At 46.6% G+C, this 25870-nt stretch carries 28 protein-coding genes, 3 tRNA genes and 1 pseudogene; 1 reads left to right on the forward strand and 31 read right to left on the reverse strand.

Annotated elements, in window-relative coordinates:
- Nucleotides 1–2: 2 nt before the first annotated feature.
- The 8 genes from oadA to D3795_RS05025 form a co-directional block, all read right to left on the reverse strand.
- The gene (gene oadA / locus D3795_RS04990) at nt 3–1790 is read right to left on the reverse strand and encodes a sodium-extruding oxaloacetate decarboxylase subunit alpha (protein ID WP_156266786.1); all 1788 of its coding nucleotides are present in this window, start codon (nt 1788–1790) and stop codon (nt 3–5) included.
- A 17-nt stretch (nt 1791–1807) separates the two neighbouring features.
- Entirely contained in the window at nt 1808–2035 is a 228-nt protein-coding gene (locus tag D3795_RS04995) for an OadG family protein (RefSeq protein ID WP_156266788.1), read from the reverse strand.
- Nucleotides 2036–2356: 321 nt separating this feature from the next.
- Nucleotides 2357–2433 (reverse strand) — tRNA-Arg (locus tag D3795_RS05000).
- A 26-nt stretch (nt 2434–2459) separates the two neighbouring features.
- A tRNA-Arg gene (locus D3795_RS05005) sits at nt 2460–2536 on the reverse strand.
- A gap of 12 nt (nt 2537–2548) precedes the next feature.
- Nucleotides 2549–2641, reverse strand: a tRNA-Ser gene (locus D3795_RS05010).
- Nucleotides 2642–2844: 203 nt separating this feature from the next.
- Nucleotides 2845–3039, reverse strand: coding sequence for a carbon storage regulator CsrA (csrA, locus tag D3795_RS05015; protein ID WP_092854232.1), 195 nt, complete (start codon nt 3037–3039; stop codon nt 2845–2847).
- A gap of 229 nt (nt 3040–3268) precedes the next feature.
- Nucleotides 3269–5869: an alanine--tRNA ligase gene (gene alaS, locus D3795_RS05020; RefSeq protein WP_156266790.1), complete on the reverse strand. Its 2601-nt coding sequence runs from the start codon at nt 5867–5869 to the stop codon at nt 3269–3271.
- A 79-nt stretch (nt 5870–5948) separates the two neighbouring features.
- Nucleotides 5949–6419 (reverse strand): regulatory protein RecX, encoded by a 471-nt coding sequence (locus D3795_RS05025; protein WP_156266792.1) that lies wholly within the window; start codon nt 6417–6419, stop codon nt 5949–5951.
- A gap of 33 nt (nt 6420–6452) precedes the next feature.
- Between D3795_RS05025 and D3795_RS05030 the strand changes: the two genes are divergently transcribed.
- Complete coding sequence (locus D3795_RS05030; RefSeq protein WP_156266794.1) at nt 6453–7145, forward strand: SIMPL domain-containing protein; 693 nt, start codon at nt 6453–6455, stop codon at nt 7143–7145.
- Here D3795_RS05030 and D3795_RS05035 read toward each other — a convergent pair.
- The 23 genes and pseudogenes from D3795_RS05035 to dusA all read right to left on the reverse strand — a co-directional run bounded on the left by D3795_RS05035 (nt 7142) and on the right by dusA (nt 25866).
- Nucleotides 7142–8167, reverse strand: coding sequence for an agmatine deiminase family protein (locus tag D3795_RS05035; protein ID WP_156266796.1), 1026 nt, complete (start codon nt 8165–8167; stop codon nt 7142–7144). The two genes, D3795_RS05030 and D3795_RS05035, sit on opposite strands and share 4 nt — an antisense overlap.
- Entirely contained in the window at nt 8164–9210 is a 1047-nt protein-coding gene (gene rluB, locus D3795_RS05040) for a 23S rRNA pseudouridine(2605) synthase RluB (RefSeq protein WP_156266798.1), read from the reverse strand. Before rluB ends, D3795_RS05035 begins: the two co-directional genes overlap by 4 nt.
- Nucleotides 9211–9218: 8 nt before the next feature.
- Nucleotides 9219–9812 carry an SMC-Scp complex subunit ScpB gene (scpB, locus tag D3795_RS05045; RefSeq protein WP_156266800.1) on the reverse strand — a complete coding sequence of 198 codons (594 nt, stop codon included), beginning with the start codon at nt 9810–9812 and terminating at the stop codon, nt 9219–9221.
- Nucleotides 9793–10626 (reverse strand): segregation and condensation protein A, encoded by an 834-nt coding sequence (locus D3795_RS05050; RefSeq protein WP_173020993.1) that lies wholly within the window; start codon nt 10624–10626, stop codon nt 9793–9795. The genes scpB and D3795_RS05050 overlap by 20 nt, the downstream gene beginning before the upstream one ends.
- Before the next feature lie 6 nt (nt 10627–10632).
- A complete protein-coding gene (locus D3795_RS05055) occupies nt 10633–11259 on the reverse strand; it encodes an L-threonylcarbamoyladenylate synthase (RefSeq protein ID WP_156266802.1) in 627 nt (208 codons plus the stop codon).
- 53 nt (nt 11260–11312) lie between these two features.
- Nucleotides 11313–12155: a PHP domain-containing protein gene (locus D3795_RS05060; RefSeq protein WP_310942399.1), complete on the reverse strand. Its 843-nt coding sequence runs from the start codon at nt 12153–12155 to the stop codon at nt 11313–11315.
- Nucleotides 12139–14161: pseudogene (locus tag D3795_RS05065) on the reverse strand (oxidoreductase). The gene D3795_RS05060 and the pseudogene D3795_RS05065 overlap by 17 nt, the downstream one beginning before the upstream one ends.
- 53 nt (nt 14162–14214) lie before the next feature.
- Nucleotides 14215–15576, reverse strand: a complete 1362-nt coding sequence (locus tag D3795_RS05070; protein WP_216648969.1) for a carbohydrate porin — start codon at nt 15574–15576, stop codon at nt 14215–14217.
- A gap of 10 nt (nt 15577–15586) precedes the next feature.
- Nucleotides 15587–17557, reverse strand: a complete 1971-nt coding sequence (locus D3795_RS05075) for a BCCT family transporter (RefSeq protein WP_156266804.1) — start codon at nt 17555–17557, stop codon at nt 15587–15589.
- A 124-nt stretch (nt 17558–17681) separates the two neighbouring features.
- On the reverse strand, nt 17682–17945 hold the full coding sequence (gene rpsQ, locus D3795_RS05080; protein ID WP_156266806.1) for a 30S ribosomal protein S17: 264 nt from the start codon (nt 17943–17945) through the stop codon (nt 17682–17684).
- Nucleotides 17945–18136, reverse strand: a complete 192-nt coding sequence (gene rpmC / locus D3795_RS05085; protein ID WP_055438609.1) for a 50S ribosomal protein L29 — start codon at nt 18134–18136, stop codon at nt 17945–17947. The genes rpsQ and rpmC overlap by 1 nt, the downstream gene beginning before the upstream one ends.
- The gene (rplP, locus tag D3795_RS05090; protein WP_092854205.1) at nt 18136–18549 is read right to left on the reverse strand and encodes a 50S ribosomal protein L16; all 414 of its coding nucleotides are present in this window, start codon (nt 18547–18549) and stop codon (nt 18136–18138) included. The genes rpmC and rplP overlap by 1 nt, the downstream gene beginning before the upstream one ends.
- A gap of 11 nt (nt 18550–18560) precedes the next feature.
- On the reverse strand, nt 18561–19250 hold the full coding sequence (gene rpsC / locus D3795_RS05095; RefSeq protein ID WP_156266808.1) for a 30S ribosomal protein S3: 690 nt from the start codon (nt 19248–19250) through the stop codon (nt 18561–18563).
- 10 nt (nt 19251–19260) lie between these two features.
- On the reverse strand, nt 19261–19593 hold the full coding sequence (rplV, locus tag D3795_RS05100; protein WP_055438606.1) for a 50S ribosomal protein L22: 333 nt from the start codon (nt 19591–19593) through the stop codon (nt 19261–19263).
- A 12-nt stretch (nt 19594–19605) separates the two neighbouring features.
- Nucleotides 19606–19884 (reverse strand): 30S ribosomal protein S19, encoded by a 279-nt coding sequence (gene rpsS / locus D3795_RS05105; protein ID WP_026860408.1) that lies wholly within the window; start codon nt 19882–19884, stop codon nt 19606–19608.
- Nucleotides 19885–19900: 16 nt separating this feature from the next.
- Entirely contained in the window at nt 19901–20725 is an 825-nt protein-coding gene (rplB, locus tag D3795_RS05110) for a 50S ribosomal protein L2 (RefSeq protein WP_092854201.1), read from the reverse strand.
- Between the two features lie 14 nt (nt 20726–20739).
- Nucleotides 20740–21042: a 50S ribosomal protein L23 gene (rplW, locus tag D3795_RS05115; protein WP_156266810.1), complete on the reverse strand. Its 303-nt coding sequence runs from the start codon at nt 21040–21042 to the stop codon at nt 20740–20742.
- Nucleotides 21039–21644 (reverse strand): 50S ribosomal protein L4, encoded by a 606-nt coding sequence (gene rplD, locus D3795_RS05120; RefSeq protein ID WP_092854199.1) that lies wholly within the window; start codon nt 21642–21644, stop codon nt 21039–21041. Before rplD ends, rplW begins: the two co-directional genes overlap by 4 nt.
- A gap of 18 nt (nt 21645–21662) precedes the next feature.
- Entirely contained in the window at nt 21663–22307 is a 645-nt protein-coding gene (rplC, locus tag D3795_RS05125) for a 50S ribosomal protein L3 (protein ID WP_156266812.1), read from the reverse strand.
- A gap of 38 nt (nt 22308–22345) precedes the next feature.
- The gene (gene rpsJ, locus D3795_RS05130; protein ID WP_008488677.1) at nt 22346–22657 is read right to left on the reverse strand and encodes a 30S ribosomal protein S10; all 312 of its coding nucleotides are present in this window, start codon (nt 22655–22657) and stop codon (nt 22346–22348) included.
- Nucleotides 22658–23005: 348 nt separating this feature from the next.
- Nucleotides 23006–24190 (reverse strand): dipeptidase, encoded by a 1185-nt coding sequence (locus D3795_RS05135; RefSeq protein ID WP_156268970.1) that lies wholly within the window; start codon nt 24188–24190, stop codon nt 23006–23008.
- A gap of 202 nt (nt 24191–24392) precedes the next feature.
- On the reverse strand, nt 24393–24665 hold the full coding sequence (locus D3795_RS05140) for a hypothetical protein (RefSeq protein WP_156266814.1): 273 nt from the start codon (nt 24663–24665) through the stop codon (nt 24393–24395).
- Between the two features lie 178 nt (nt 24666–24843).
- Complete coding sequence (gene dusA, locus D3795_RS05145; protein ID WP_156266816.1) at nt 24844–25866, reverse strand: tRNA dihydrouridine(20/20a) synthase DusA; 1023 nt, start codon at nt 25864–25866, stop codon at nt 24844–24846.
- Nucleotides 25867–25870: the final 4 nt, after the last annotated feature.

Consider the following 25870-nt stretch of genomic DNA (forward strand, 5'->3'; position numbering starts at 1 on the left):
TGTTACTCCAAAGTCAGCAAAACATCACCGACATTCACGCTGTCACCTTCTTTGGTAACCAGCGTTGCCACCGTACCATCATGTTCAGCTTTAATATCAGTTTCCATTTTCATGGCTTCGAGAATAATTAAAACGTCACCGGCCTTAATTTGTTGGCCTTGCTTCACCTGAATTTTGAAAACATTACCTGCGAGAGGAGCTTTCACCTCTCTACTACCAGCGGCTTGCGGTGCAGGCGCATCAGTCTTAGGTTGCGCTGCAGAAGCGGCCACAATCTGCCCAGACGGAGCCACTTCAACGGTAAATGTCTTACCATCGACTCGAACGTCATACACTTCGGTTGTTCCTGAGCTGTTCGAGCTATTTGCAGATGGTGAATTAGCTTCCGCAACAGTATCTTCAGCATTTGGAACAGGTTCGAATGCATCTGGATTGCCGCGGTTCTGTAGAAACTTCAATCCGATTTGCGGGAACAACGCATAAGTTAAAACGTCATCGACTTCATTTGTTGCTAACTGAATGCCATCCGCCTTCGCTTTTTCCTTCAGCTCTTGTGTTAGTTTATCCATCTCATCATCAATCAGATCGGCCGGGCGACACTCAATCGGCTTGTCACCGTCTAACACACGTTGTTGCAACTCTTTATTTACTGGCGCAGCGGTTGCACCATACTCACCGCGCAACACGCCTCGGGTCTCTTTAGAAATAGACTTATAACGCTCGCCACTCAGTACGTTCAAAACAGCCTGAGTTCCGACAATTTGTGATGTCGGGGTTACTAGCGGAATAAAACCCAAGTCTTCGCGAACTCGCGGGATCTCTTCAAGAACTTCATCAAACTTGTCGGTCGCACCTTGCTCGCGTAATTGGTTTTCCATGTTAGTTAGCATGCCACCAGGTACTTGCGCGACTAATATCCGGGCATCAACACCCTTCAAAGATCCTTCGAACTTCGCATACTTTTTGCGAACTTCACGGAAGTAACTTGCAATATCAGTAAGCTCTTCAAGGTCGAGACCGGTATCTCGTGCTGTACCTTCAGTCATCGCCACAATCGTTTCTGTCGCTGAGTGACCGTAAGTCATACTCATCGAAGAGATGGCGGTATCCAACATATCGATACCAGCATCAATTGCCTTCTGGTAAGTTGCCGTACTTAAACCCGTTGTTGCGTGACATTGCATTGCAATTGGAATATTCACCGTTTTTTTCAAAGCCGAAATCAACTCGAAAGCAGGCTCTGGCCGCAATAGACCAGCCATATCTTTGATACACAACGAATCGCAGCCAAGTGCTTCTAACTCCTTGGCCATTTCCAACCATTTATCGAGCGTATGTACCGGACTAACCGTATAAGACATCGTGCCTTGGGCATGACCGTCAACTTCTTTTGTTGCTTTAATTGCCGTTTCTAAATTGCGAACATCGTTCATCGCATCAAAGATACGAAAAACATCAACGCCATTCTCTTTTGCTCGTTCAACGAAACGACGCACAACATCATCGGCATAATGTCGATAGCCCAATAGGTTTTGCCCGCGCAACAACATCTGCTGAGGCGTTTTTGGCATTGCATTCTTTAATTCACGAATGCGCTCCCAAGGGTCTTCACCTAAATAGCGTATACACGCATCAAAGGTTGCACCGCCCCAAGACTCCATTGACCAATAGCCCATCTCATCGAGCTTTGCTGCAATTGGTAACATGTCATCAAGACGCATGCGAGTCGCAAGTAATGATTGATGGGCGTCACGTAATACTAATTCAGTCAACTTCAAAGGTTTTGTCATGAAAGCGCTCCTTACTTTTACGAACGACGGTTGCGACGGTATTGGTGAATAGCTGCTGAGATAGCAGCAAGCTGCATTGTGCTTGGCTGCTGTTCATCAGATGATTGGGTTTGTGACTCTAATTCCACTTTACCTGCGATAACGCGTAAAAGGGCCATCGCACCAATTAAAAGCGTCAAAAACACAAAAACAGTGACCATTCCGGTCACCATGATCATGAAAGCTTCAGAGATGAGATTCGTCATGCAACGCCTGCTTCTGTTGAGTTTATTGTTTTAATCCTAATTGAAACTCAGGATAACACAATTTATTTACAGGCAGGGTTTAGCAAAAAAATAGACAATATAAGTGAGAGAGATAGACGTTATTCGTTATTCGTTATTCGTTATTCGTTATTCGTTATTCGTTATTCGTTATTCGTTATTCACGTTAGTGTTTTTGTTTTAACGAATAACGACAAGCGAAGCGATCGAATAACGATAAACGCTTTTGGGGGGTGTGTTTGATTTTTCGAATAACCAACAACGAATAACGATTAACGATTAACGCTCTTGGTTTTAAGGAAGTGGCGCACTCGGGAGGACTCGAACCTCCAACCGCTCGGTTCGTAGCCGAGTACTCTATCCAGTTGAGCTACGAGTGCGCATATCAATTTTGACTGTCAACAAATGGCGCACTCGGGAGGACTTGAACCTCCAACCGCTCGGTTCGTAGCCGAGTACTCTATCCAATTGAGCTACGAGTGCGTTGTTGACAAATGGCGGTGAGGGAGGGATTCGAACCCTCGATAGAGCTACAAACCCTATACTCCCTTAGCAGGGGAGCGCCTTCAGCCTCTCGGCCACCTCACCGCTTACTTGTGGCGTTGAATTCTAGCGATGTTGACAAATATGTCAAACGATTTTTTGGAAAACGCTGTTCGTTTGTGGGATTTTTAAGCATCTGGATGAAAAATCCAACACAACGGGTTATTTTCACGCGAATTCACATTCCTGAAGGAACGCTCTAAACGCAAAAAGCTGACCTTTCTAAAGTCAGCTTTCTTACGCAAATCTTATTCTTTATCCGTTTTCTCGCCGTCTTGATGCTCAGCTTGAATACGCATATATATTTCTTCTCGGTGAACAGAGACGTCTTTCGGTGCGTTTACCCCAATTCGCACCTGATTCCCTTTTACACCCAATACAGTGACTGTGACCTCATCACCTATCATCAAGGTCTCACCCACTCTGCGGGTTAAGATCAACATTAGCCTACTCCTTCCCTACTTCTGTTTTCCATACGGTTCAGTATAGAACATTACCGCACTGTCAGCCTGTCTAATTTTACTGCCCTATTGAATATATCACAATTGTTATAAGATTCACTAGCTCATCGCATATTTAATATGCGCAAATCAAATGGGGTGCTTATTTTAGCAAGTAACCAAATCTAACACACCCACATTTATACTTAAGCCATCTGTGATGTCGTACAACTTATCGCAATAGTGCTTCAATTTTCTCTTTAGCTACCACAAGCGCACGAGATAAATTTTCAATATTTGTCCCACCTGCTTGAGCTAAGTCAGGCCGTCCGCCACCTTTACCACCTACTTCAGCAGCTGCGACATTCACGACTTCACCAGCCTTAATGCGATCAGTCAAATCTTTCGTCACACCAACGATAAGACTAACTTTTCCTTCTCCCGCCAATCCAAGCACAACAACCCCAGATTGTAGTTGGTTTTTCAAATCATCAACCATGCCACGAAGAGCCTTGGATTCAACATTTGATACTTCAGCAAGAACAACTTTCACGCCATTAATATCAAGCGCACTATCAACTAAATCGGAACCTGCTTGTGAAGCCATTTTCTGATTCAATTCATCTATAGTACGCTCAAGCTGACGACTACGATCAATGTGCTGATGTAATCGCTCACTCACATGCATCACATCGGTCTTCAGCATACCCGCTGCTTGACGTAACTGGTGTTGTTGCTGCAGCGTAAACTGGACTGCTCCGGCACCAGTAACCGCTTCAATTCGACGTACACCGGAGGCAATACCAGCTTCCGATGCAATCCGGAACATACCAATATCACCCGTTTGCGTAACGTGCGTTCCGCCACAGAGCTCCATGGAAAAATCGCCCATAGTCAACACGCGAACATCGTCATCATACTTTTCACCAAACAATGCCATAGCACCTTGTTGCTTGGCCTGTTCAATTGGCATGACTGCTGCTTTAACAGTGTGGTTCTTAAATATTTCCTCATTCACTTGGCGCTCAATAGCGTCGAGCTGTTGTGGTGATACCGCTTCAAAATGAGAAAAATCAAATCGTAAACGTTCCGCTGTGACAAGCGAGCCTTTTTGCGTCACATGCTCACCAAGCAAGTTACGCAGCGCGGCATGCAATAAGTGAGTTGCCGAGTGATTACGTTTCACTGCTTGACGTCGTTCCGCATCCACATGAGCTGTAACTTTATCACCAATCTTCAGAGCCATTGAGGCTTGACCATGATGAGCAATCGCTTTACCAATGTATTGGGTATCTTCAACGGTGAACTCGCCACCATTTGCAACTAGCTTTCCGGTATCACCGATTTGACCACCGCTTTCAGCATAGAAAGGTGTGCGCGATAGCACGATAATCCCCTTGCTACCAGCGGCAAGCTCGTTGACTGACTCACCATCAATAAACATTTCAACAATTTCGCTTTCGTCGACTGTTTCGGTATAGCCAGAAAACTCTGACTTCTGAGTCGACTTCAGGCGTTGATTGTAGTCAACGCCAAAATTAGATGCCTGCTGGGCGCGTTGGCGTTGCGCTTCCATGGCTTCGTTGAAGCCGTCTTCATCAATGGTCAAGCCCTTCTCACGCGCCATATCAGCGGTTAAGTCCATCGGAAAACCATAGGTATCATAAAGTTTAAAGACCAGTTCACCTGGTAATACTGTGCCTTCGAGGGACTCCAACGCTTCGTTCAAGATATTAAGTCCGCGTTCGAGGGTTTTACCAAATTGCTCTTCTTCGCGCTGCAATGCTTGTTCGATTACTTTTTGCTTTTCACGTAGTTCAGGATAAGCCTCACCCATTTGCGCGACTAAACTAGCCACGAGCTTATAGAAGAAGGTACCTTTGGCGCCCAACATGCTTCCGTGACGCACCGCGCGGCGAATGATACGACGCAGAACATAACCGCGACCTTCATTCGACGGCTGCACTCCGTCTGCAATTAAGAAACTGCATGAGCGAATGTGATCAGCAATAACGCGTAATGATTTATTGTTTAAGTCATCCGTACCAATAATCTTCGCAGCGTCGCCAATAAGGGCTTGGAACAGATCAATTTCATAGTTGCTATGAACGTGCTGAAGCACTGCTGCAATGCGCTCAAGCCCCATTCCTGTATCAACCGAAGGTTTTGGTAATGGCAATAACGTACCGTCAACTTGCCGGTTGTATTGCATGAATACCAAGTTCCAAATTTCGATATAACGGTCGCCATCTTCTTCAGGCGTTCCCGGCGGTCCACCCCAGACGTCTTCACCGTGATCATAGAAAATTTCTGAACATGGCCCACAAGGACCGGTATCACCCATCGCCCAAAAGTTATCTTTGGCTCCGATACGCGAGATGCGATCGGTAGGAACACCAATCTCTTTCGCCCAGATATCGTATGCTTCATCGTCTTCAGTAAAGACGGTTACCCAAAGTTTTTCTTTTGGGAGCTTTAACTCTTCGGTAAGAAATTGCCATGCATATTGAATAGCTTCGCGTTTGAAGTAATCACCAAAACTGAAGTTACCTAACATTTCAAAAAAGGTGTGATGACGCGCGGTGTAGCCAACATTTTCGAGGTCGTTGTGCTTGCCGCCAGCGCGTAAGCAACGTTGCGATGAAGTTGCACGCGTGTAGTCGCGGTGTTCATCACCCAAAAATACGTCTTTGAAAGGCACCATTCCGGCGTTGGTGAATAACAACGTTGGGTCGTTACCTGGGATTAATGATGCTGAAGGGACGCGATGATGGCCCTTGGTAGCGAAGAACGCGAGAAACGCTTCACGAATTTCCGCACTGGTCATATGCATGGACTACTTCCTACGACGTTTTGGGTAAAAAATGGACTAAAATATAAGGCGAAATGCTACCACGAAAGAAACGGGTAAACTAGTCTGCATCAGCGTTTGCTTGACGATCAAGCGCCTGTTTTATCTCACTGAAACTATAACCGCGCTGCATTAGGTGACGAACTATTTTATCGCGTTGTTTCTGGTCTTGCGGTGGCGTTTCACCAAATTTTTTAATTAAGCGCTCATAGCATGCATGATTCCAGTTTGGCTGCTCAGCCTGCAAAATATCTTCGATTAATTCGCTCGAAAGGCCTTTTTGTGGCGCATGAGCCATTATTTTTCGCACGCCATCGCCCTTTGCGATGCATGCCCGAACCCATACTTGTGCAAAACGTCGATCCGATTGCCAGCCGTTTTCTTGCGCTTTGGTCAGAACCATTTCAATCGTTTGATGGTCGAAACCTCGTTGTTTTAACTTTTGTTTTAGCTCTCGCGCACTATGTTCACGACGCGCCAGCAAACGGACGAGTGTTTCTTCTGCTTGTTGAGTTTCGTTATCAGCTGTCATTTTGATTTTTAATCAACCGTATTTGGAGGCACTATGTTATTTCGCCACGCAATTATCTTAATTTTATTCAGTGCCATTCTTACAGGCTGTCAACCGGCTAGCTCTGAAATGACACGCTCTATAAGTGTTACTGGCCACGCCGAGTCGTTAGTTGCTCCTGATCAAGCCAAGTTAACCATCAGCGTGAATCGAGACGGCGCAGAACTTGCAGAAATCAAGCAGCAAATTGATCAAGTTTCGGCATCAATCATAGCATTTCTTCGCGAGCAGCAAATAGACGATGCCGACATCACCTCATACAAAGTAAGTGCTAGTCCGGCATATGATTACGAGGATGGTAAGCGTGTATCTCGTGGCTATACGGCTATGCGTCAAATTCAAGTCACGCTGCGAGACCTTGCGCAATACGATAGTATCGTCGACCAAGCCCTACAGGCAGGCGCAACGTACATTATGAACGTTGAGTTCATCATCAGTGAAACCGACCAAATTTATCAGCAATTACTTGCAACAGCTGTCGAACATGCACATCAGAAAGCTATCAAAATGGCGAATGCAACTGGAAGTACAGTTGGGCAGGTTATTTCTATTCAAGAGAGTAGCTATGCGCCAGCAGTAAGTCAGCAAGCCATGATGCGCGTACACCAAGAAGCGGCTGATGTTAGCTTACCCGGAAAAAATGAAATACGGGCACAAGTCAGCGTGACCTATCGCCTACGTGATTAAGGTGTGGGCAACGTCATACAATGTAATGCCCCACCCGCTTTTATAAATTCATCGGCGGCAGCACCAATAACGGTAAGGTCTGGTGCTGCGCGTCGCAGAATTAATAAAGCTTCAGCATCAGTATCAAGACCAAATTGCGGTACCAAGACAATCTTCCCCGCCCGCACAAAGTTCACGTAACTTGCTAGCAAAGGCGCCTTACCTCGTGGCAGCACGCCTGCTTGCTCGCGAATACTGTGATATTCACTTGCAATAGGCGTAATAACTTCCGGTTGAGGCAGCACAATCACTTTGTACGGTGCACCGCTTGTGTTTGTCCAACGACGCACTTGATTTAATTGACTAGCATAATCTTCGGCTAATGATGATGCTGAATTTGGTAGACTAACCACGATGGTATTAGCGTCTAAAAACTGCACTTGATTATCGGCATGGCCGCCGGTTTCATCGGCTGGATGAGCGAAATATAACCAATATAGGTTACTTAATTGAAGTTCAGCCTTTAAATAGGCCTCAATTTCTACTTCTGACCAAGTTGGATTATTTCGAGTAACGCTAACGCTGTGAACAACAGCTGTACCAGCCCCATCAGTGCTTATTGCACCGCCCTCAAATACTAAATCATGAGCGCGATAAATAGCGCCTAAATGATGAGCTAAACGTTCGGCAAATAATTGGTCATCATGGAAATTTGGATAGAGACCGTGCCAGGCGGAAAACCTAAAACCATGTGCAATCGGCGTTTGCTTCTCATTGCGAACCCAAAGCGGCCCAATATCTCGTGGCCACGCATCATCATAGCTAAGTGGAATAAGAGAGAATTCTTTTGAAATACGTTGCCGGACTGAATCGTATTTATCGGGATGAACACCAATCAAAAGGTTTTGATACGGCTGAATGAGTTCTGCGAATTGAAGCAACTGACGCTGTGCAGGCTCTCCGTTATCGCGCCACACATCGTTACGAAAAGGCCACAGCGTAAGCAGTGGCCCATTTAGTTCCCAATCAGCTAACAGGCTCATGAGCGTGTTCGTTGACGTCCACTAGGCTTACGTTTTTTATCAGCGTTCGACCGCGACGATGGTTTACCTTTTGATGGCGTTTTACCACGTGGATTGCGTGGTTCTCTTTGCAGTTCTCTTTGCGGCTCTCTTTGTTGATCTCTCCGCGAGTTTTTCCGCGGCGCTTTGCGTTGCTCTGGCGCGGCTTCTTCAACCTTCGCTCCGGGAGTACGCTGTTGCAGCTTTTGCGCATTGATTCGACGCGCACGTGAATAGCGCTTCTGACGTGATTCACCTTGGCGCGGGTCAATAAACGTGCGTGTTTCTTCCGGTAACTCAACCAAGTCACGAAGATAATTAATATCTTTCAGTGATAGCTCACCCCAACCACTTTGAGGCAACCCTTGTTCTAATTTAATATTACCGTAGCGCACACGAATTAATCGGCTGACCTGCACACCTTGTGATTCCCACAAACGGCGCACTTCGCGGTTGCGTCCTTCGGTTAATACCACGCGAAACCATTGGTTCATCCCTTCGCCACCACCGCGTTTGATTTCTTTAAACGCAGCAGGACCATCCTCCAATTGCACGCCTTGCTTCAATTTACGCATCATGGCATCGGTGACTTCGCCAAACACGCGAACTGAATATTCGCGTTCAATTTCATGGCCCGGATGCATCAGTCGATTGGCTAACTCACCATCGGTGGTAAATAGGAGTAAACCCGAGGTGTTTACATCTAATCGGCCAACAGCCACCCAACGCGCACCTTGCATGCGCGGTAACCGGTCATAAACCGTTGGACGACCTTCGGGGTCACGCCGTGTGCACAGCTCACCTTCCGGCTTGTGGTACATCAATACACGACAGACAACATCTTCTGGCTGTTTAATATTTACTTCACGACCATCAATGCGCACAATCGCGTTGGTATCAATTCGCTCGCCTAAGGTGGCAACCTGACCATTGACGCTCACGCGCCCAGCAGCAATTATCGATTCCAGCTCACGGCGTGAGCCATGACCAGATCGGGCTAGTACTTTTTGCAGTTTTTCACTCATGGTGGATATTACTCTGTATTTGTCGCTGTCTCAGCGGTTATCTCAAGTTTAATCTGAGCGGTCTGCCCGGCATTGCTGCCTCGCTCGGGAGGTTCCGGAATTGCAGGTAATTCAGATAAATCGTGTAAGCTAAAATAATCTAAAAATTCATTGGTTGTGGCGTATAGCTGCGGGCGCCCGGGTACTTCACGATGTCCAACTACTTTAATCCACCCCCGCTCTTGCAAGGTTTTCATAATGTTAGAGCTGACACTAACCCCACGAATTTCTTCAATATCGCCACGAGTTATCGGCTGACGATAGGCAATTAATGCCAGTGTTTCTAGTAGTGCCTGTGAATAGCGCGGCGGCTTTTCTTGCCACAAACGGCTTATTATACCACCCAATTCTGCGCGCGTCTGAAATCTGTATCCTGAGGCAACTAAAATAAGTTGCACACCGCGCTCTTGGTAATCATTTTGCAATTCTCGCAGCACTTCTTTAAGTTGTTTTTTCGTCACGTTTTCAGTGGCAAAATGATCCGCAAGTTGCTGCTCACTCAAGGGTGACTCAGCGACAAATAACAATGCTTCAATAGCCTGTTTAAGTTGTTGAATCTGCATAAACTTGTTCTCGATTTGTCACATGAATCTCGCTAAACGCATCAACCTGGATTACTTCTACCAACGCTTCTTTCACGAGCTCTAAAATAGCGAGAAAACTCACGACAACCCCAGCGCGTCCCTCTTGGGGTTCAAAAATATCACTTAATCGAAGCCGCTTCTTGGTCTGTAATAAATCTAAAATACGGCTCATTCGCTCACGGGTTGAAAGCTTTTCACGCTGCACTTGATGATGATTCTGTAATTTGGCCTGAGCCAAAGCCTGACTAAACGCAACCGCAATTTCTGCCAGCGTGACTTCAGGCAACTGTTGTTCAATGAGCTCTTGCGCATCCGTCTGTGCATGCGCTACAAAGTTGTCACGACCAGTTTGCGGCATCCCATCGAGGTGTTCAGCACCTTGGCGAATGGCTTCGTACTCTTGTAAACGTCGAACGAGCTCGGCTCTTGGATCGTGTTCGTCTTCATCGTCAGTTGGCGGCCGCGGTAACAACATTCGGCTTTTAATTTCAGCCAGCATCGCTGCCATCACCAAATAATCAGCTGCTAATTCTAATTTCAAATCTTTCATCATGTCGACGTATTCCATGTACTGCTTCGTAATTGGCAGTATTGGTAGGTCGACAATATCGAGTTTTTGACGGCGAATTAAATAGAGTAACAAGTCCATTGGTCCGGAAAAGCTTTCGAGTATTAACTCAAGCGCATCCGGCGGAATATAGAGATCTTCAGGTTTTTCAATGACAGGCTCACCGCGCACAAAACCGAGCGGTAACGATTGTTGTTGAGCGATGGTTATGTCGGCGTTGCTCATCGCAGTTTATGCATCCACAAATGGCGAAGTATCGCCGGCACCTTCCCGAACTACTTTGACAACATCATCGGCCAAGTCAATCACAGTGGTTGGCTCTTCTCCACGATGCTCACCATCAATGATCAGCTCAACTTGTTGGTCTAGTCGATCGCGAATCTCATAAGGATCAGACTCAGCAAATTCATTATCGTCGAGAATTAAACTCGTCGACATCAATGGTTCACCCAACGCTTCAAGTAATGCCATTACAATTGGGTCATCCGACACCCGAATACCGATAGTTTTTCGTTTCGGATTCAGCAAGCGTTTAGGTACTTCTTTGGTACCTTTCAAAATAAACGTATAAGCGCCCGGTGTGTTGTTTTTAAGCAACCGAAACGCTTGGTTATCAACCCGTGCGTAGGTAGATAGCTCCGACAAATCACGGCACATCAGTGTGAAATGATGGTCTTTATCAATATTTCGAATGCGACAAATGCGTTCCATGGCGTTTTTGTCACCAATACGGCAACCTATGGCATAGCCCGAATCGGTTGGATAAACCACCACACCACCCTGCAAAATAATTTCAGCGGCCTGTTGCATCAGGCGCTTCTGCGGGTTTTCTGGGTGTACACTAAGGTATTGGCTCATAATAATTAAATTTGTCTCATTACGGTTGCTTTAACACAGCCTATTTATATTGTTTACCACAGTGTCCATATTGGCACACAGCGCTCTGGTAAACAAAGATTTTTACCTAACTCACGCCAGCGTGCCGGATAATGAAAATCAGAGCCAACAGAGGCTGCAAGACCAATTTCTTCAGCAAACGTCGCTAATGCTTCGCGCTGACCTGGTGATTGCGTGCCGATAGCAACTTCGACGCCAGTTACGCCAACTTGTTTAGCTTCGGTTAACAGGCGTCGTAACCATTTATTACTCAACTGATAAGCATGAGGATGTGCAATCACCGTCACGCCGCCAGCAGCAGTAACCGCGGCCACCGCATCGGCAAGTGTCACCCACTGCGTCGCGACATAAGCTTGCTGGCCCTTTCCTAAATAACGTCGGAATGCCGCTTCAAAAGAACTCACCCAACCACCTTCAACCATGGCATCGGCGAGGTGTTTGCGCGTTGGCATCGTCATCGCTTGCGCCATGGGAGGCTGCACCTCAATACCTGCTTTGTGAAGCTTCGCGATCATTGCTTCGTAGCGATTGCGGCGGCATTGTTGTTGCTGCTCCAATAGTTGCTTCATAGTTGGCGCTTCGGCATCAAAATTCAGCGCCACCAAATGAATTTCGAAACCTTCCCACGAGCAGGTGATTTCTGTGCCAACAATTAGCTCCAGCGGCAATTGGTGTTGTTTAATAAACTCCTGGGCTTCGGTAACACCGCCTACCGAGTCATGATCGGTTAACGCCAAATGTGTGACGCCTTGTTCGCAAGCACGCTGAACCAATTCTGCGGGGCTTAATGCGCCATCAGAATAATAACTATGACAATGTAAGTCATAGCGACATGTCACATCAGATGCTTGCTGCAAGCTCAGCTCCTTGACGAATTGCGCGTTTGGCATCAAGTTCAGCAGCAACATCTGCGCCGCCAATTAAATGAACCGATACACCCTTTTCTTGTAATGCGTTATGCAACTCACGCTGCGGCACCTGGCCAGCACAAACCACAATAGTATCAACCGCAAGTAATTGCTCTTTGTCGTCAATTTCAATCCACAAGCCTTCGTCGGTCACTTTTTTATAAGTAACGCCAGCAACCATTTCCACGCCTTTCTTCTTCAACGTAGCACGATGTACCCAACCCGATGTTTTACCTAATCCAGCACCAACCTTCGAAGTCTTGCGCTGCAGCAACCACACTTCGCGTGGGCTATGTTCAGCCGCTTGCGGCATTAATCCACCACGGTGCTCGTAGCTTTCATCAACACCCCATACTTGTGACCATTCTCGCACATTTAATGTCGGCGAATGCTCAGTGGTGAGGTATTCCGCGACATCAAAGCCAATGCCACCGGCGCCAATTAAAGCAACTTTATGACCGACTGGTTTGTGATCTCGCAATACATCAAGGTAACCAAGAACATTGCTGCCGTTGATGCCAGGAATATCTAATTCACGTGGCACCACACCGGTCGCCAACACCACGTCGTCATAGCCGCCTGAGCTCAAAGCATCGGCTGTTTGACGTGAATTTAAGTGAACGTTGACACCGGTATCGACCAATCGATTTTTAAAGTAACGAATGGTTTCGTGGAATTCTTCTTTGCCCGGAATCTGCTTGGCATAGTTAAATTGACCACCGATGTCGCTTGCGCCGTCGAATAAATCGACATGGTGTCCGCGTTCTGACGCGCGGCAAGCGAATTCAAGCCCGGCAGGACCAGCTCCGACAACGGCAATACGCTTGGCTTTTGCAACTGGAGTAAAGACTAACTCACTTTCATAACAGGCTTGCGGATTGACCAAACAGCTTGCCCGCTTATTTTCAAAAACGTGGTCAAGACAGGCCTGGTTACAAGCGATACAGGTATTAATTTTGTCCGCTTCATTGCGATTGGCTTTTGCAACAAAATGCGGGTCGGCAAGCAAAGGGCGCGCCATCGATACCATATCAGCTTCGCCATCAGCTAAGATTTTCTCCGCAACTTCAGGCGTGTTGATGCGGTTGACGGCAACGACCGGAATAGATAGCTCTTGTCGAACTTTTGCCGTAATCCAACTAAATGCAGCACGCGGTACTGAGGTCACAATGGTTGGCACTCGAGCTTCATGCCAGCCGATTCCGCTATTAATAATGGTAACACCGGCCTGCTCAACCGCTTTACCCAAAGCAATCACTTCGTCATAGGTATTACCATCAGGCACCAAATCGAGCATTGATAAACGATAAACAATGATAAATTCTTGTCCCACAGCTTCGCGAATGGCTTTAATAATTTCAATCGCGAAGCGGCTGCGGTTTTCAAACGAGCCACCCCAGCGATCGGTTCGCTTGTTGGTTCGAGGACAAATGAATTGGTTGATTAAGTAGCCCTCAGAAACCCATCACTTCAACACCATCATAGCCAGCTTTTTGTGCGAGCTTAGCGGCGCGCGCAAAATGACGAATGGTGGTTTGAATTTGTCGCTCACTCATCGCTTTTGGAGCGAATGGGTTGATTGGTGCCTTGATTTTACTCGGCGCTACTGAGAAAGGATGGTAAGCGTAGCGACCAGTATGCAAAATTTGCATACAAATTTTACCGCCTTCCGCGTGCACAGCATCGGTGACTTTGCGGTGTTTTGCCACATGCCAAGGCTTGCTCAGTTCACTGCCAAAAGGACTCACACGACCACGAAGGTTAGGACTAATACCGCCAGTCACAATCAGGCCAACACCGCCTTTTGCACGTTCTGCATAAAAGGCGGCGAGTTTATCAAAGCCATTTTTCTCTTCTTCAAGTCCGGTGTGCATCGAGCCCATCAACACGCGGTTCTTGAGTTGTGTAAAGCCTAGATCGAGAGGCTGAAATAAATGCTGGTATTTTGTAGTCACAGTGACCTCAACTTAAACAACTGTTTGAATAAGGCCACTGTACTCATTTTTACTTAAAAATAATAGCCTATATTAATGTTGAAACGCGTGTTTGTATCCGTAGCATTGCCGCTCATAGAGCCTCCCACAAACGGCTGATTACGTGCTGTCACCAAATCAAAATAGGTGTACAAACCACCAGCAGAAACCGCAACGCCTAGCACGTTCATCAATGTATCTTCGGAATAAAAGCGCTTATCGGTCATTAAACTGAAATCATTGTAAAACGTTAGATTGGTCACCGGCCCCCATTTCACTGGAAGGCTGTACGCAATGTTTGCCGAGTACAACGTTGCTTTCGTTGGAATGGTATCAAAGTAATTGTATGCACCGACGACAATACCTCTATTCGGAGCTTCCATGTCGTAATCGTATTGCGTAACTTGCCCCATGAATGTCCAACGGTCGTAGTTATACAAACCATGTATTGCCCACGCCATGCGTTCGCCAACATTATCGACGCCATCATTCATGTCACCCCATTGCACGGATGCGCCAAATTCCGCAGAGCGAATGTCATCAAATGACCATTTTCGAACGCCACGCAACGCCCAACTATTAGTTTCGGCAGCGAGCGCGGTTGGATCATCATACAAACCTTCATCCGCGAATCGAATGCCAACGGCATCATAAGCATAGCGATCCGATTTGTTGGACGCTAAACCATCCGCACCACCTAGCTCATCAGATTTAAAGAATGCGATATCAAAATCCCAGTCGGCATCGCGATAACGCATTTTCGCACCCATATCGTGGTCATCTTCTAAACCAACGTAAAAGTTTGAGCTAAAAAAGTAGCTGTTTGAGTTATACGGCGTGTTACCGAATGGGACTTTAGTTACCCCTAACTGCCCTTGCCAATTCTCGGTGAAGTTGTAACCAACCCATGCATGTTGCACCACATCCATATACTGGAACCATCGATATTGAGCTGACAAAATCACATCACCAATTTCGCCATTGTAGTCAATTCGAACCAGATCAAAGTCAAAATCGCCACCGCGATCTTTCAGCGGGTCATTATAATCTTCCCATACGTACTGAGCCCGTACTGCACCACCTATTTGTATTGGTGCATTTTGAGCCTCTTGCACATCCTCTTCTAAACGCTCCACTCTTGCTGCTAAGGCTGAGCTTCTTACCTCACGCCGCGGCGCAAATTCTTCTTGTTGGTCAGATTGTTGCGCTTGATCTTGCTGCTCCTGCTGCTGCGAGGCTACGCGTTGCTCTAAATCGACAACACGTTGTTTCAACTGCTCGATTTGTTCAAGTAACTGCTGCAATCCCTCAGTACTCGTCAACTCATTAGACTGACCAAACGCGCTGGGTGCGGTGATCAAAGTCGCTATTGCTACGGTTAACAGTTTCCGTTTCATAGTCAATTCCTTAACGCAAAACATGCAAGAAATGCATATGTTTGTGGTAATGGTCGATGATGTCACCAATCACAGCATCACGTGACCAACCTAAAATATCGTAATCTTGGCCGCCCTCACGTAGGTGAACTTCAGCGCGATAGTATTTCTGTTCTTCAGGGGCATCTACTTGCTCCCCTTCGGCATAGATAAATGCTGGCTGGATATGTGAGGCAAGTTCAACTTGATAAATAAAATCGATTTCGTCACCATGAATGACGCGAAATGTCTTAAGGTTCTTATCGTCAACTTGCAATACAACGGTTAGCCCACTTGCTTCCATTTCTTCAGCAACATCTTTAAATGCCGGCTCAACAACTTGCAATAAGAAACGCTGACCCACTGACTTGCTCGGAAAGTCGATAATGTTGTGCAAGCGTTCACGCCAATTCTTGTTGCTCTGTGATGACGCAGTTAAATAGCTGTTCTGTAGCGTATCTTTTTTATGAACGTCTACACGTAAGGCTTGGATCAATCCATAAGTGGCAATAAGAAGGATGATCGTAAACGGTAAGGCGCTGGCAATTGTCATTGTCTGTAATGCCCCCAAGCCACCGGCTAAGAGCAAAATAATCGCTACGATACCTTCACCACTAGCCCAAAATATACGTTGCCACGCGGGCGTATCATCGCGGCCATTTGAGCAAAGCATATCAACAACCATTGAGCCGGAATCCGATGATGTGACAAAAAACACCACCACCATAAGTGTGGCGACTACGCTCAGAAAACCACTCCACGGGAACTGTTCTAAAAACGCAAATAGAGCAATTGAAACATCGTTCTCAACCATCTCGCCAAGTGACGTCACGCCTTTATTCAAAATCATATCAATGGCTGAATTACCGAAGAACGTCATCCACATCAGCGTAAAGCCGGCTGGCACTAACAGTACCCCCAACACAAACTCCCGAATGGTACGTCCGCGTGAAACACGCGCGATGAATAAGCCTACAAACGGTGCCCAACTTAACCACCAACCCCAGTAAAAGACTGTCCAACCACCTATCCAATCCGTTTTTTCATAAGCAAACAGGTTGAAAGTATTATTAACGAGCTCCGATACATACGATCCTGTATTCTGTACAAAGGCTTGTAACAAAAACACTGTTGGGCCAAGTAACAATACGAATACCAACAACAGTACAGCCAAAATCATATTCAGCTCAGACAACCGTCGAATGCCTTTATCTAAGCCGGTGGTCACTGAAATTACCGCCAGCAGGGTCACCCCAATAATTAGAATAACTTGAACGGTGTCGGAAACTGGAATGTCGAAAAGATAGTTAATACCGGCGTTAATCTGGGTGACGCCATAACCTAACGAAGTCGCGACACCGAATACCGTTCCGATAACTGCAAATACATCAACTACATGACCAATTGGGCCGTAAATTCTATCGCCTATCATTGGGTAAAGCGCAGACCGAAGTGTCAGCGGTAAACCATGACGATATGCAAAGAATGCTAGAATTAATGCGACAATCGCATAAATTGCCCATGCATGCAGACCCCAATGGAAGAATGTAATCTTCATCGCTTCGCGAGCAGCTTCAACGCTACCAGCTTCTGCCACCGGCGGCGCTAAAAAATGCATCACTGGCTCTGCAACGCCAAAAAACATTAAACCGATACCCATGCCAGCGGAAAACAACATTGAGAACCAGGTTATTTTGGAATAATCAGGTTCGGAGTGATCAGGACCGAGTTTAATCGCACCCATTTTAGAAAAGCCGAGATAGAGCACGCTGATAAGAATGATCGCGACAGATAGCACATAAAACCAGCTGCCATTCTCAATAATCGCTGCCTGAATACCTTGAAACCATGTATTAGCCGTGTCAGGAACAATCGCTGCAAATAATAAAATCACGATGATTAAACCGGCGGCACTATAAAATACTGGGGGGTTGAGTCTTGCAGGAGCGGTAGTATCTTTCATTCTATGTCCTTGCTTGAATTGAGAAACTTTCGATAATTATAGCGTTGTTTGAGGAGATTTCCTGCGCAATAAAAAACGGCCACCCGAGGGTGGCCGTTTATCATTCACGTTGTGAGGTAATCGATTAGATTACTTCAGCGCGCTCTACAATCTCAACAAGTGCCCAAGACTTGGTCTTAGATACTGGACGAGTTTCGCGAATAATCACGGTATCGCCAGCTTTACATTCGTTGTTTTCATCATGTGCGTGCAACTTAGTGGTACGGGTAATGTACTTACCATATACCGGGTGTTTTACACGGCGAGTTACAGCAACAGTGATAGACTTATCCATCTTGTCGCTGGTAACACGACCTTGCACAGTACGTACACGTTTTTCTTCAGTCATTACGCACCTGCCTTCTGATTCAAGATAGTTTTCACACGTGCGATATCACGACGCACTTGCTTCAACATGTGAGTTTGATTCAGCTGACCAGTGGCTGCTTGCATGCGCAGATTAAACTGCTCACGACGCAAACCTAACAACTCTTCGTTCAGCTGCTCAACGGTTTTTTCTTTCAGTTCGTTCGCTTTCATTACATCACCGTCCGAGTCACAAAGGTGGTTTTGAATGGCAGCTTACGTGCCGCAAGGTCAAACGCTTCACGCGCCAACTCTTCCGAAACACCGTCCATTTCATACAGGACACGACCTGGCTGAATTTGAGCTACCCAGTATTCCACGCTACCTTTACCTTTACCCATACGCACTTCAAGAGGCTTCTGAGTGATTGGCTTGTCAGGGAAAACGCGGATCCAAATTTTACCTTGACGTTTCACGTGACGCGTCATGGCACGACGAGCCGCTTCGATTTGGCGAGCAGTCATACGACCACGCTCAACCGATTTCAAACCGAAAGTACCGAAGCTGACTTTGTTACCTGCTTGCGCCAGACCGCGGTTACGGCCCTTGTGTACCTTACGGAATTTAGTACGCTTTGGTTGTAACATATCGTATCTCCTTACTTACGGCCTTTAGGGCGTTTTGCTGGAGCTGCTGGCTTTTCTTCAGCAACTGGCATACCGCCAAGAACTTCGCCTTTGAAGATCCATACTTTGATACCAATGATACCGTAAGTGGTGTTAGCTTCAGCGGTTGAGTAGTCGATGTCCGCACGCAATGTGTGCAATGGAACACGACCTTCGCGGTACCATTCGGTACGTGCGATTTCCGCGCCGCCTAAACGGCCGCTAACTTCAACTTTGATACCTTTGGCGCCAAGACGCATGGCGTTTTGTACCGCGCGCTTCATTGCACGACGGAACATAACACGGCGCTCTAGCTGGCCAGCGATGTTTTCAGCAACCAGTTGTGAATCAAGCTCAGGCTTGCGCACTTCTGAGATGTTGATTTGCGCAGGAACACCAGTCAGTTTAGAAACTGCTTGACGCAATTTCTCAACGTCTTCGCCTTTCTTACCAATCACAACACCTGGACGTGCAGTGTGGATAGTCACGCGGATGCTCTTAGCTGGACGCTCGATGACGATACGTGAAACTGACGCGTTAGCCAGTTGCTTGTTCAACATCTTGCGAACTAAGTGATCGCTGTGCAGGTTATCAGCAAAATCTTTCGTATTCGCGAACCAGGTTGAATTCCATGGTTTGGTGATACCTAGGCGAATACCATTAGGATGTACTTTCTGACCCATAATTTATCTCCTAGCTATCTGATACAACCACAGTAATGTGGCTGGTACGCTTAAAGATACGATCAGCACGACCTTTCGCACGAGGCTTGATGCGTTTCATGGTTGGACCTTCGTCTACCATTACTTTAGCAACTTTTAACTCGTCGATGTCGGCACCTTCGTTGTGTTCAGCATTCGCGATAGCTGACTCCAACACCTTTTTCAGCAGCACAGCTGCGTCTTTAGGGCTGTAGTTCAGAATATCCAGAGCTTTCGCTACTGGTAAACCGCGAATCTGATCCGCTACCAAACGGCCCTTCTGCGCAGAAAGCTTGGCAAACTTGTGAATAGCAATAGCTTCCATCTTATGTCTCCCTTAGCGTTTCTTCGCTTTCTTATCAGCGGCGTGGCCACGATAAGTGCGGGTTGGTGCGAATTCACCAAGCTTGTGACCAATCATTTCGTCAGAAACGAAAACTGGCACGTGCTGGCGACCGTTATGAACAGCGATAGTTAAGCCGATCATATCAGGGATAATCATTGAACGACGGGACCAAGTTTTAATTGGCTTTTTGTCCCCGGCTTCCAACGCTTTCTCCACCTTATTCAGTAGGTGAAGGTCGATAAATGGACCTTTTTTAAGAGAACGTGGCATGTCTAATCCTCAACTCTTATTTGTTGCGACGACGTACGATGAACTTATCAGTACGCTTGTTCTTACGGGTCTTATAACCCTTAGTCGGAGTACCCCATGGAGTAACCGGATGACGGCCACCAGAAGTACGACCTTCACCACCACCGTGTGGGTGATCAACTGGGTTCATCGCCACACCACGAACGGTAGGACGAACACCACGCCAGCGTTGTGCACCAGCTTTACCCAATTGACGCAGCATGTGCTCTGCGTTACCTACTTCACCGATGGTTGCACGGCAATCCGACTGAATGCGGCGCATTTCGCCAGAACGCAAACGTACAGTTACGTACGCGCCATCGCGAGCTAGAAGCTGTACTGACGCACCAGCTGAACGCGCCAACTGAGCACCTTTACCAGGCTTCATTTCGATAGCGTGAATCACTGAACCCACTGGAATGTTACGCAGTGGAAGTGCGTTACCGCTTTTAATCGGTGCATCTGAACCAGATACGATTTGGTCACCAGCTTTCATGCCTTTTGGAGCAAGAATGTAGCGACGCTCACCGTCTGCATACAGAACCAAAGCGATGTTCGCTGAACGGTTTGGATCATATTCCAAACGCTCAACTTTCGCTGGGATACCGTCTTTGTCGCGTTTAAAGTCGACCATACGGTAGTGATGCTTGTGACCACCGCCGATGTGACGAACAGTAATGCGACCATTGTTGTTACGACCGCCTTTCTTGTTGTTTTTATCCAACAACGGGGCGTAAGGCTTACCTTTGTACAGGTCTTCGTTAACCACTTTAACTACGTGGCGACGACCTGGAGACGTAGGCTTACACTTAACTAATGCCATGTGAATTCCTCCTGTTACTCAGCGCCGCCGACGAAGTCGATGTCCGCACCTTCTTTCAGGGTGACATACGCTTTTTTCCAGTCACTACGCTTACCAAAGCGAGCGCCGGTACGTTTGGTTTTGCCTTTTACGTTCACAGTGCGAACGCTATCAACCTCAACTTCAAACAGCTTTTCTACCGCTGCTTTAATTTGTGGTTTAGTTGCGTCTTTCGCTACTTTGAACACGACAGTGTTAGCAGTTTCTGCAGTCACAGTAGACTTTTCAGAAACGTGAGGAGCCAGAATTACAGTCAGCAAACGTTCTTCGCGCATCATGATAATACCTCCTCGATTTGCTTCACTGCGTCAGCAGTCATCAAAACTTTTTCAAAAGCAATCAAGCTAACAGGGTCAAGACCTTGAACGTCGCGAACGTCAACTTTGTGCAAGTTGCGTGCGGCTAAGAACAAGTTCTCGTCAACTTCTTTAGTCACGATAAGAACGTCGTTCAAATCCATTGACTTCAGTTGAGCTGCTAATGCTTTAGTTTTTGGTGATTCAACACCAAACTTCTCTACCACGATTAAACGATCTTGACGAACAAGTTCAGACAAGATGCTTTTCATAGCACCGCGGTACATTTTCTTGTTTACTTTTTGGTCGTGGCTGCGTGGTTTCGCTGCAAACGTAGTACCACCAGAGCGCCAAATTGGGCTACGGATAGTACCTGCGCGAGCACGGCCAGTACCCTTCTGACGCCATGGCTTTTTGCCACCGCCAGATACTTCAGAACGCGTCTTTTGTGCCTTGGTGCCCTGACGAGCGCCTGCAGCATAAGCAACGACTACCTGATGAATCAGAGCTTCGTTGAACTCACGTCCAAAGGTAGCTTCGGAAACTTCAAGAGCGCCTTTTGCGTCTTTTAATGTTAATTCCATCACCATTCTCCTCAGACGTTACGCCTTAGCCTTGACTGCTGGCTTGACGATTACATCGCCACCAATAGCACCAGGGACAGCACCGCGAATCAGCAACAAGCCACGCTCTGCGTCAACACGTACAACGTCAAGCGTTTGTACAGTTACTTGCTTGTTACCCATTTGACCTGCCATCTTCTTGCCTTTGAATACCCGACCAGGAGACTGGTTTTGACCGATAGAACCCGGCGCACGATGCGACAACGAGTTACCATGGGTAGCGTCCTGAGTACGGAAATTCCAGCGCTTAACAGCACCTTGGAAACCTTTACCTTTAGAGGTACCGGTAACGTCTACTTGTTTGGTGTCTGCAAAAATCTCAACAGTGATTTCAGAACCTACTGCAAAATCTTCACCTTCACCGTTCTCTAGGCGGAATTCCCAGAGACCGCGACCTGCTTCAACACCCGCTTTCGCGAAGTGACCAGCAAGTGGTTTAGTAACGCGGTTTGCTTTTTTAGTACCTGTAGTCACTTGAAGCGCGCGATAACCGTCAGTTTCCTCAGATTTAACCTGAGTCACACGGTTTGCTGTCACTTCGATCACAGTAACAGGTACAGAAGCGCCGTCTTCTTGGAAGACGCGAGTCATTCCTACTTTACGACCGACTAGACCAATAGCCATTGTTAAAACCTCTCGTGTGTAATCCTATTACTGCCCGCTTAGCCCAGGCTGATCTGTACATCAACACCCGCTGCAAGGTCTAAACGCATCAATGCGTCTACAGTCTTGTCAGTTGGGTCCATGATGTCGATCAAACGCTTGTGGGTACGGATCTCGTACTGGTCACGCGCATCTTTGTTCACGTGTGGAGAAATCAACACGGTGAAACGTTCTTTGCGTGTAGGTAGTGGGATTGGACCACGTACCTGAGCACCAGTGCGTTTTGCAGTCTCAACGATTTCTGCAGTCGACTGGTCAATCAGACGATGATCGAACGCTTTCAAGCGAATCCGAATTCTTTGATTAGCCATAAAAAATCAAAGCCTCAATTAAAGAGCATTTAAAAAAGAGCACAGAAAAAAACCGACACCCTGGCAGCATACCGGGCGTGGCATTTTCAACGAAAAATCCATTCAATCCCCTATCGGGACTGCTGTGGCAACCTAACACAGCTGTGAGAGCTCCAAGGAGTTCATCAACTGTGGCCGCGAATTATACACTTTTGTAGCGGAAAAGCAACGCTGTTATTGGTTATTCGTTATTGGTTATTCGTGGAAAAGAAAAATCTCCGCTCACGGAGTGAGACGGAGATTTCCGGATTTAACGCTTTTGGTTTTTCGCTTTTTCGAATGACGAGTAACGAATAACGAATAACTCTTTTAGTGGTTGGCGGCGTAGGTTTCTACTTCGCGCCATACACGCACTAAGTTTTTATACAGAATCTTCTCGATCTCTTCTTCGCTGTAACCACGATCAAGAAGACCTTGAACTAAATTCGGATATGTTGAAACGTCTTTTAAGCCAACCGGCAATGAATCACCTACACCATCATAATCCGAGCCAATACCGATGTAATCAATACCAACAAGATTCTTCACATGGTCAATATGGTTCAACACTTCTTCAAGTGTAGCGAACGGGAATGGGTTTTTGGCGCGAACTTCAGCGATGCGTTTTTCAGCTTCCTCGCTACCTTCGCCATATTGCTCATTAATCGCAGCAATTTGCTTACGAACGATATCGCCGTACCGGTTTGCCTGCTGAGTCACGAACGATGAACCGAAGTTGATCATGATAACGCCACCATTTTTGGCGAGGCCTTTGATCATCTCATCACTCATATTACGTTCAAAGCCTGGCGTATATTTACGTAGCGATGAATGTGATGCGATAACTGGAACTTCTGATAACTCGACGGCTTGCCAGAACGCTTCGTCCGACACGTGTGAAATATCAATCATCACACCAACGTTGTTCATTTCTTTAACTAGTTCTTTGCCAAATGGGCTTAAACCATTCCACTGACGGCGAATATCATATGACGAGTCTGAAATGTGGTTCGACTGACTGTGCGCTAAAGTGATGTAGCGGATGCCACGATTATAGAATTCGTGGAGATTTTTTAAGTCACCTTCAATCGGCGAGCCATTTTCCATCCCAAGGGCTATGGAAATAACACCGCGCTCTTGCTGCTGCATCACTTGATCGACACTGTACGCCATAGCAAATTTTTGCGGCGCACGCCAAGCCAACGCTTCCATACTATCAATAAGCTGATGCGCTAACTGGTAGCTAGCACCTGGTGTTTGTTCTAGCTGCGCTGGAATATAAATCGACATAAACGGAACGTTCAAGCCGCCCTGCTTTGCGCGAGGGTAATCAAAGTCACCACGTTCTGTTGCGCGAGTGACGTCTTCCCAGTCTTTATTCAGGCGATATGGCACATCAATGTGTGTATCAATAATTAAATTCTTTTGCGCAATTTCATGCGCTTTGTCACTAGCTGTATACTCTTGCGCTGTGGCAACAGTTGTTAGACTTAGGGCGCCAACCAAACCCAACATAAGTGGCTTATTCACGCAGCAACTTCCTCTTATTATAAGAATTAACGGTGAAAATCAGCCTACCATATGTTTATGTTGCATTCACTCGGATTTGTCGACGCTCATCGCAGTAGAAGCGATGACGACCGCACCAGCAACCACTGTACCCAATACTGGTGCTGCCATCATCACGACAAGTAAACTGGACTGCATCCACATGCTGTTATTCCTCGTTACCAGTAATTAATTCAACGGCAACTTCAGCAACGTTGGTCAACATGCGAGATGGATTTAATGCGAGTTTTACTTCAGCAAAATATTGCATCAACTCAAGTTGGTTTTCAGATTTAACTTGTTGACGCGTATTGCTTACTTCTTGCGAAATACTTTCTTTCAGAGACAATTCTAAATTACTGTCGGTTTGTTTTTCTTGTGCTTGAGCTGAACCGAATAAAAGAGCAGAAGCAACTACGATTGAAGTGATTGTGGTTTTCATGGGTAATCTCCTAGTTAGTGTTAATGGACTAATTATTTAGTCGCTAGGAGATAAGCAAAGGTTGTGCCAACTTTTAATTTAATTACGAGAATTTTATTTTATTGTTTGAATATCAACGAGTTACGACTAAAAACAAATTTAAGAATTAACGTACCTAGTTAATAAATGCTAGAGAAACCTAACTCGCTTCAGTTGTGAAATTAGCCAATTTTTCGGCAAAAAGCGCACGTGCCGATGTGACTTCATGGTATGCAGCCTCTAAAACAGGCCGAGCTGCACTTGCTTGTGGGCCTTGCTGACTGAGAACTTGTCGCCACTTTTTAGCACCTGGCCCGCCTTGAAACAGCCCAATCATGTGTCGCAATACGTGCCAAGGTCGGCCGCCTTGCTCAACATGTCGATCAGTGTAGGCAATCATTGTTTCGATAACCGACTCGACATCCACGTGGTGATGGTATCCTAATAAGCCATCAAACTCACTCAACAGATAGGGGTTTTGATAGGCTTCGCGGCCAATCATCACACCATCGACATGCTGAAGGTGTTCATTGATTTCGGCGACACTTTTTATACCGCCATTAATCGATATGTGCAGATGTGGGTAACGCTCTTTCATACGATACACACGATCGTAGCGAAGTGGTGGCACGTCACGGTTTTGCTTCGGGCTCAGCCCTTTTAACCAAGCATTGCGGGCATGGAGAGTAAAATGCTGACAACCGGCATCCATGACTGGCTCCATAAACGCTTGGAGATATTCGTCACTATCGTGTTCATCAATGCCGAGTCGAGTTTTGACGGAAACAATGGTATTTGGTGCGGCTTCGCGCATTGCTTTAACACACGCCGCAACGGTTTCCGGCTCAGCCATTAAACAAGCGCCGAAACTACCGTTTTGCACCCGATCTGACGGACAGCCAACATTAATGTTTACTTCTTGATAGCCACGCTCGGCAGCACGCACTGTGCATTCAGCCATGGCGGCAGGATCACTACCACCAAGCTGAAGAACCACAGGTTGCTCTTCAGGATTAAACTGCAAAAAGTCCATTTTCCCGTGAATAATCGCGCCCGTCGTCACCATTTCAGTGTAAAGCACTGACTTTTGCGTTAATAACCGATGGAAGTACCGACAATGCCGATCAGTCCAATCGAGCATCGGCGCAATAGCAATCAACTTGTCGGCTTCATAATAAGTCATTCTA

This window comes from Pseudidiomarina andamanensis (genome assembly GCF_009734345.1).
GTDB classification, from domain to species: Bacteria; Pseudomonadota; Gammaproteobacteria; order Enterobacterales; family Alteromonadaceae; genus Pseudidiomarina; species Pseudidiomarina andamanensis.

Excerpts from the sequence above, each read along its gene's own strand:
- oadA (WP_156266786.1), bottom strand. The coding sequence starts at position 1,790 with ATGACAAAACCTTTGAAGTTGACTGAATTAGTATTACGTGACGCCCAT.
- D3795_RS04995 (WP_156266788.1), bottom strand. The coding sequence starts at position 2,035 with ATGACGAATCTCATCTCTGAAGCTTTCATGATCATGGTGACCGGAATG.
- csrA (WP_092854232.1), bottom strand. The coding sequence starts at position 3,039 with ATGTTGATCTTAACCCGCAGAGTGGGTGAGACCTTGATGATAGGTGAT.
- alaS (WP_156266790.1), bottom strand. The coding sequence starts at position 5,869 with ATGCATATGACCAGTGCGGAAATTCGTGAAGCGTTTCTCGCGTTCTTC.
- D3795_RS05025 (WP_156266792.1), bottom strand. The coding sequence starts at position 6,419 with ATGACAGCTGATAACGAAACTCAACAAGCAGAAGAAACACTCGTCCGT.
- D3795_RS05030 (WP_156266794.1), top strand. The coding sequence starts at position 6,453 with ATGTTATTTCGCCACGCAATTATCTTAATTTTATTCAGTGCCATTCTT.
- D3795_RS05035 (WP_156266796.1), bottom strand. The coding sequence starts at position 8,167 with ATGAGCCTGTTAGCTGATTGGGAACTAAATGGGCCACTGCTTACGCTG.
- rluB (WP_156266798.1), bottom strand. The coding sequence starts at position 9,210 with ATGAGTGAAAAACTGCAAAAAGTACTAGCCCGATCTGGTCATGGCTCA.
- scpB (WP_156266800.1), bottom strand. The coding sequence starts at position 9,812 with ATGCAGATTCAACAACTTAAACAGGCTATTGAAGCATTGTTATTTGTC.
- D3795_RS05050 (WP_173020993.1), bottom strand. The coding sequence starts at position 10,626 with ATGAGCAACGCCGACATAACCATCGCTCAACAACAATCGTTACCGCTC.
- D3795_RS05055 (WP_156266802.1), bottom strand. The coding sequence starts at position 11,259 with ATGAGCCAATACCTTAGTGTACACCCAGAAAACCCGCAGAAGCGCCTG.
- D3795_RS05070 (WP_216648969.1), bottom strand. The coding sequence starts at position 15,576 with ATGAAACGGAAACTGTTAACCGTAGCAATAGCGACTTTGATCACCGCA.
- D3795_RS05075 (WP_156266804.1), bottom strand. The coding sequence starts at position 17,557 with ATGAAAGATACTACCGCTCCTGCAAGACTCAACCCCCCAGTATTTTAT.
- rpsQ (WP_156266806.1), bottom strand. The coding sequence starts at position 17,945 with ATGACTGAAGAAAAACGTGTACGTACTGTGCAAGGTCGTGTTACCAGC.
- rpmC (WP_055438609.1), bottom strand. The coding sequence starts at position 18,136 with ATGAAAGCGAACGAACTGAAAGAAAAAACCGTTGAGCAGCTGAACGAA.
- rplP (WP_092854205.1), bottom strand. The coding sequence starts at position 18,549 with ATGTTACAACCAAAGCGTACTAAATTCCGTAAGGTACACAAGGGCCGT.
- rpsC (WP_156266808.1), bottom strand. The coding sequence starts at position 19,250 with ATGGGTCAGAAAGTACATCCTAATGGTATTCGCCTAGGTATCACCAAA.
- rplV (WP_055438606.1), bottom strand. The coding sequence starts at position 19,593 with ATGGAAGCTATTGCTATTCACAAGTTTGCCAAGCTTTCTGCGCAGAAG.
- rpsS (WP_026860408.1), bottom strand. The coding sequence starts at position 19,884 with ATGCCACGTTCTCTTAAAAAAGGTCCATTTATCGACCTTCACCTACTG.
- rplB (WP_092854201.1), bottom strand. The coding sequence starts at position 20,725 with ATGGCATTAGTTAAGTGTAAGCCTACGTCTCCAGGTCGTCGCCACGTA.
- rplW (WP_156266810.1), bottom strand. The coding sequence starts at position 21,042 with ATGATGCGCGAAGAACGTTTGCTGACTGTAATTCTGGCTCCTCACGTT.
- rplD (WP_092854199.1), bottom strand. The coding sequence starts at position 21,644 with ATGGAATTAACATTAAAAGACGCAAAAGGCGCTCTTGAAGTTTCCGAA.
- rplC (WP_156266812.1), bottom strand. The coding sequence starts at position 22,307 with ATGGCTATTGGTCTAGTCGGTCGTAAAGTAGGAATGACTCGCGTCTTC.
- rpsJ (WP_008488677.1), bottom strand. The coding sequence starts at position 22,657 with ATGGCTAATCAAAGAATTCGGATTCGCTTGAAAGCGTTCGATCATCGT.
- D3795_RS05135 (WP_156268970.1), bottom strand. The coding sequence starts at position 24,190 with ATGTTGGGTTTGGTTGGCGCCCTAAGTCTAACAACTGTTGCCACAGCG.
- D3795_RS05140 (WP_156266814.1), bottom strand. The coding sequence starts at position 24,665 with ATGAAAACCACAATCACTTCAATCGTAGTTGCTTCTGCTCTTTTATTC.
- dusA (WP_156266816.1), bottom strand. The coding sequence starts at position 25,866 with ATGACTTATTATGAAGCCGACAAGTTGATTGCTATTGCGCCGATGCTC.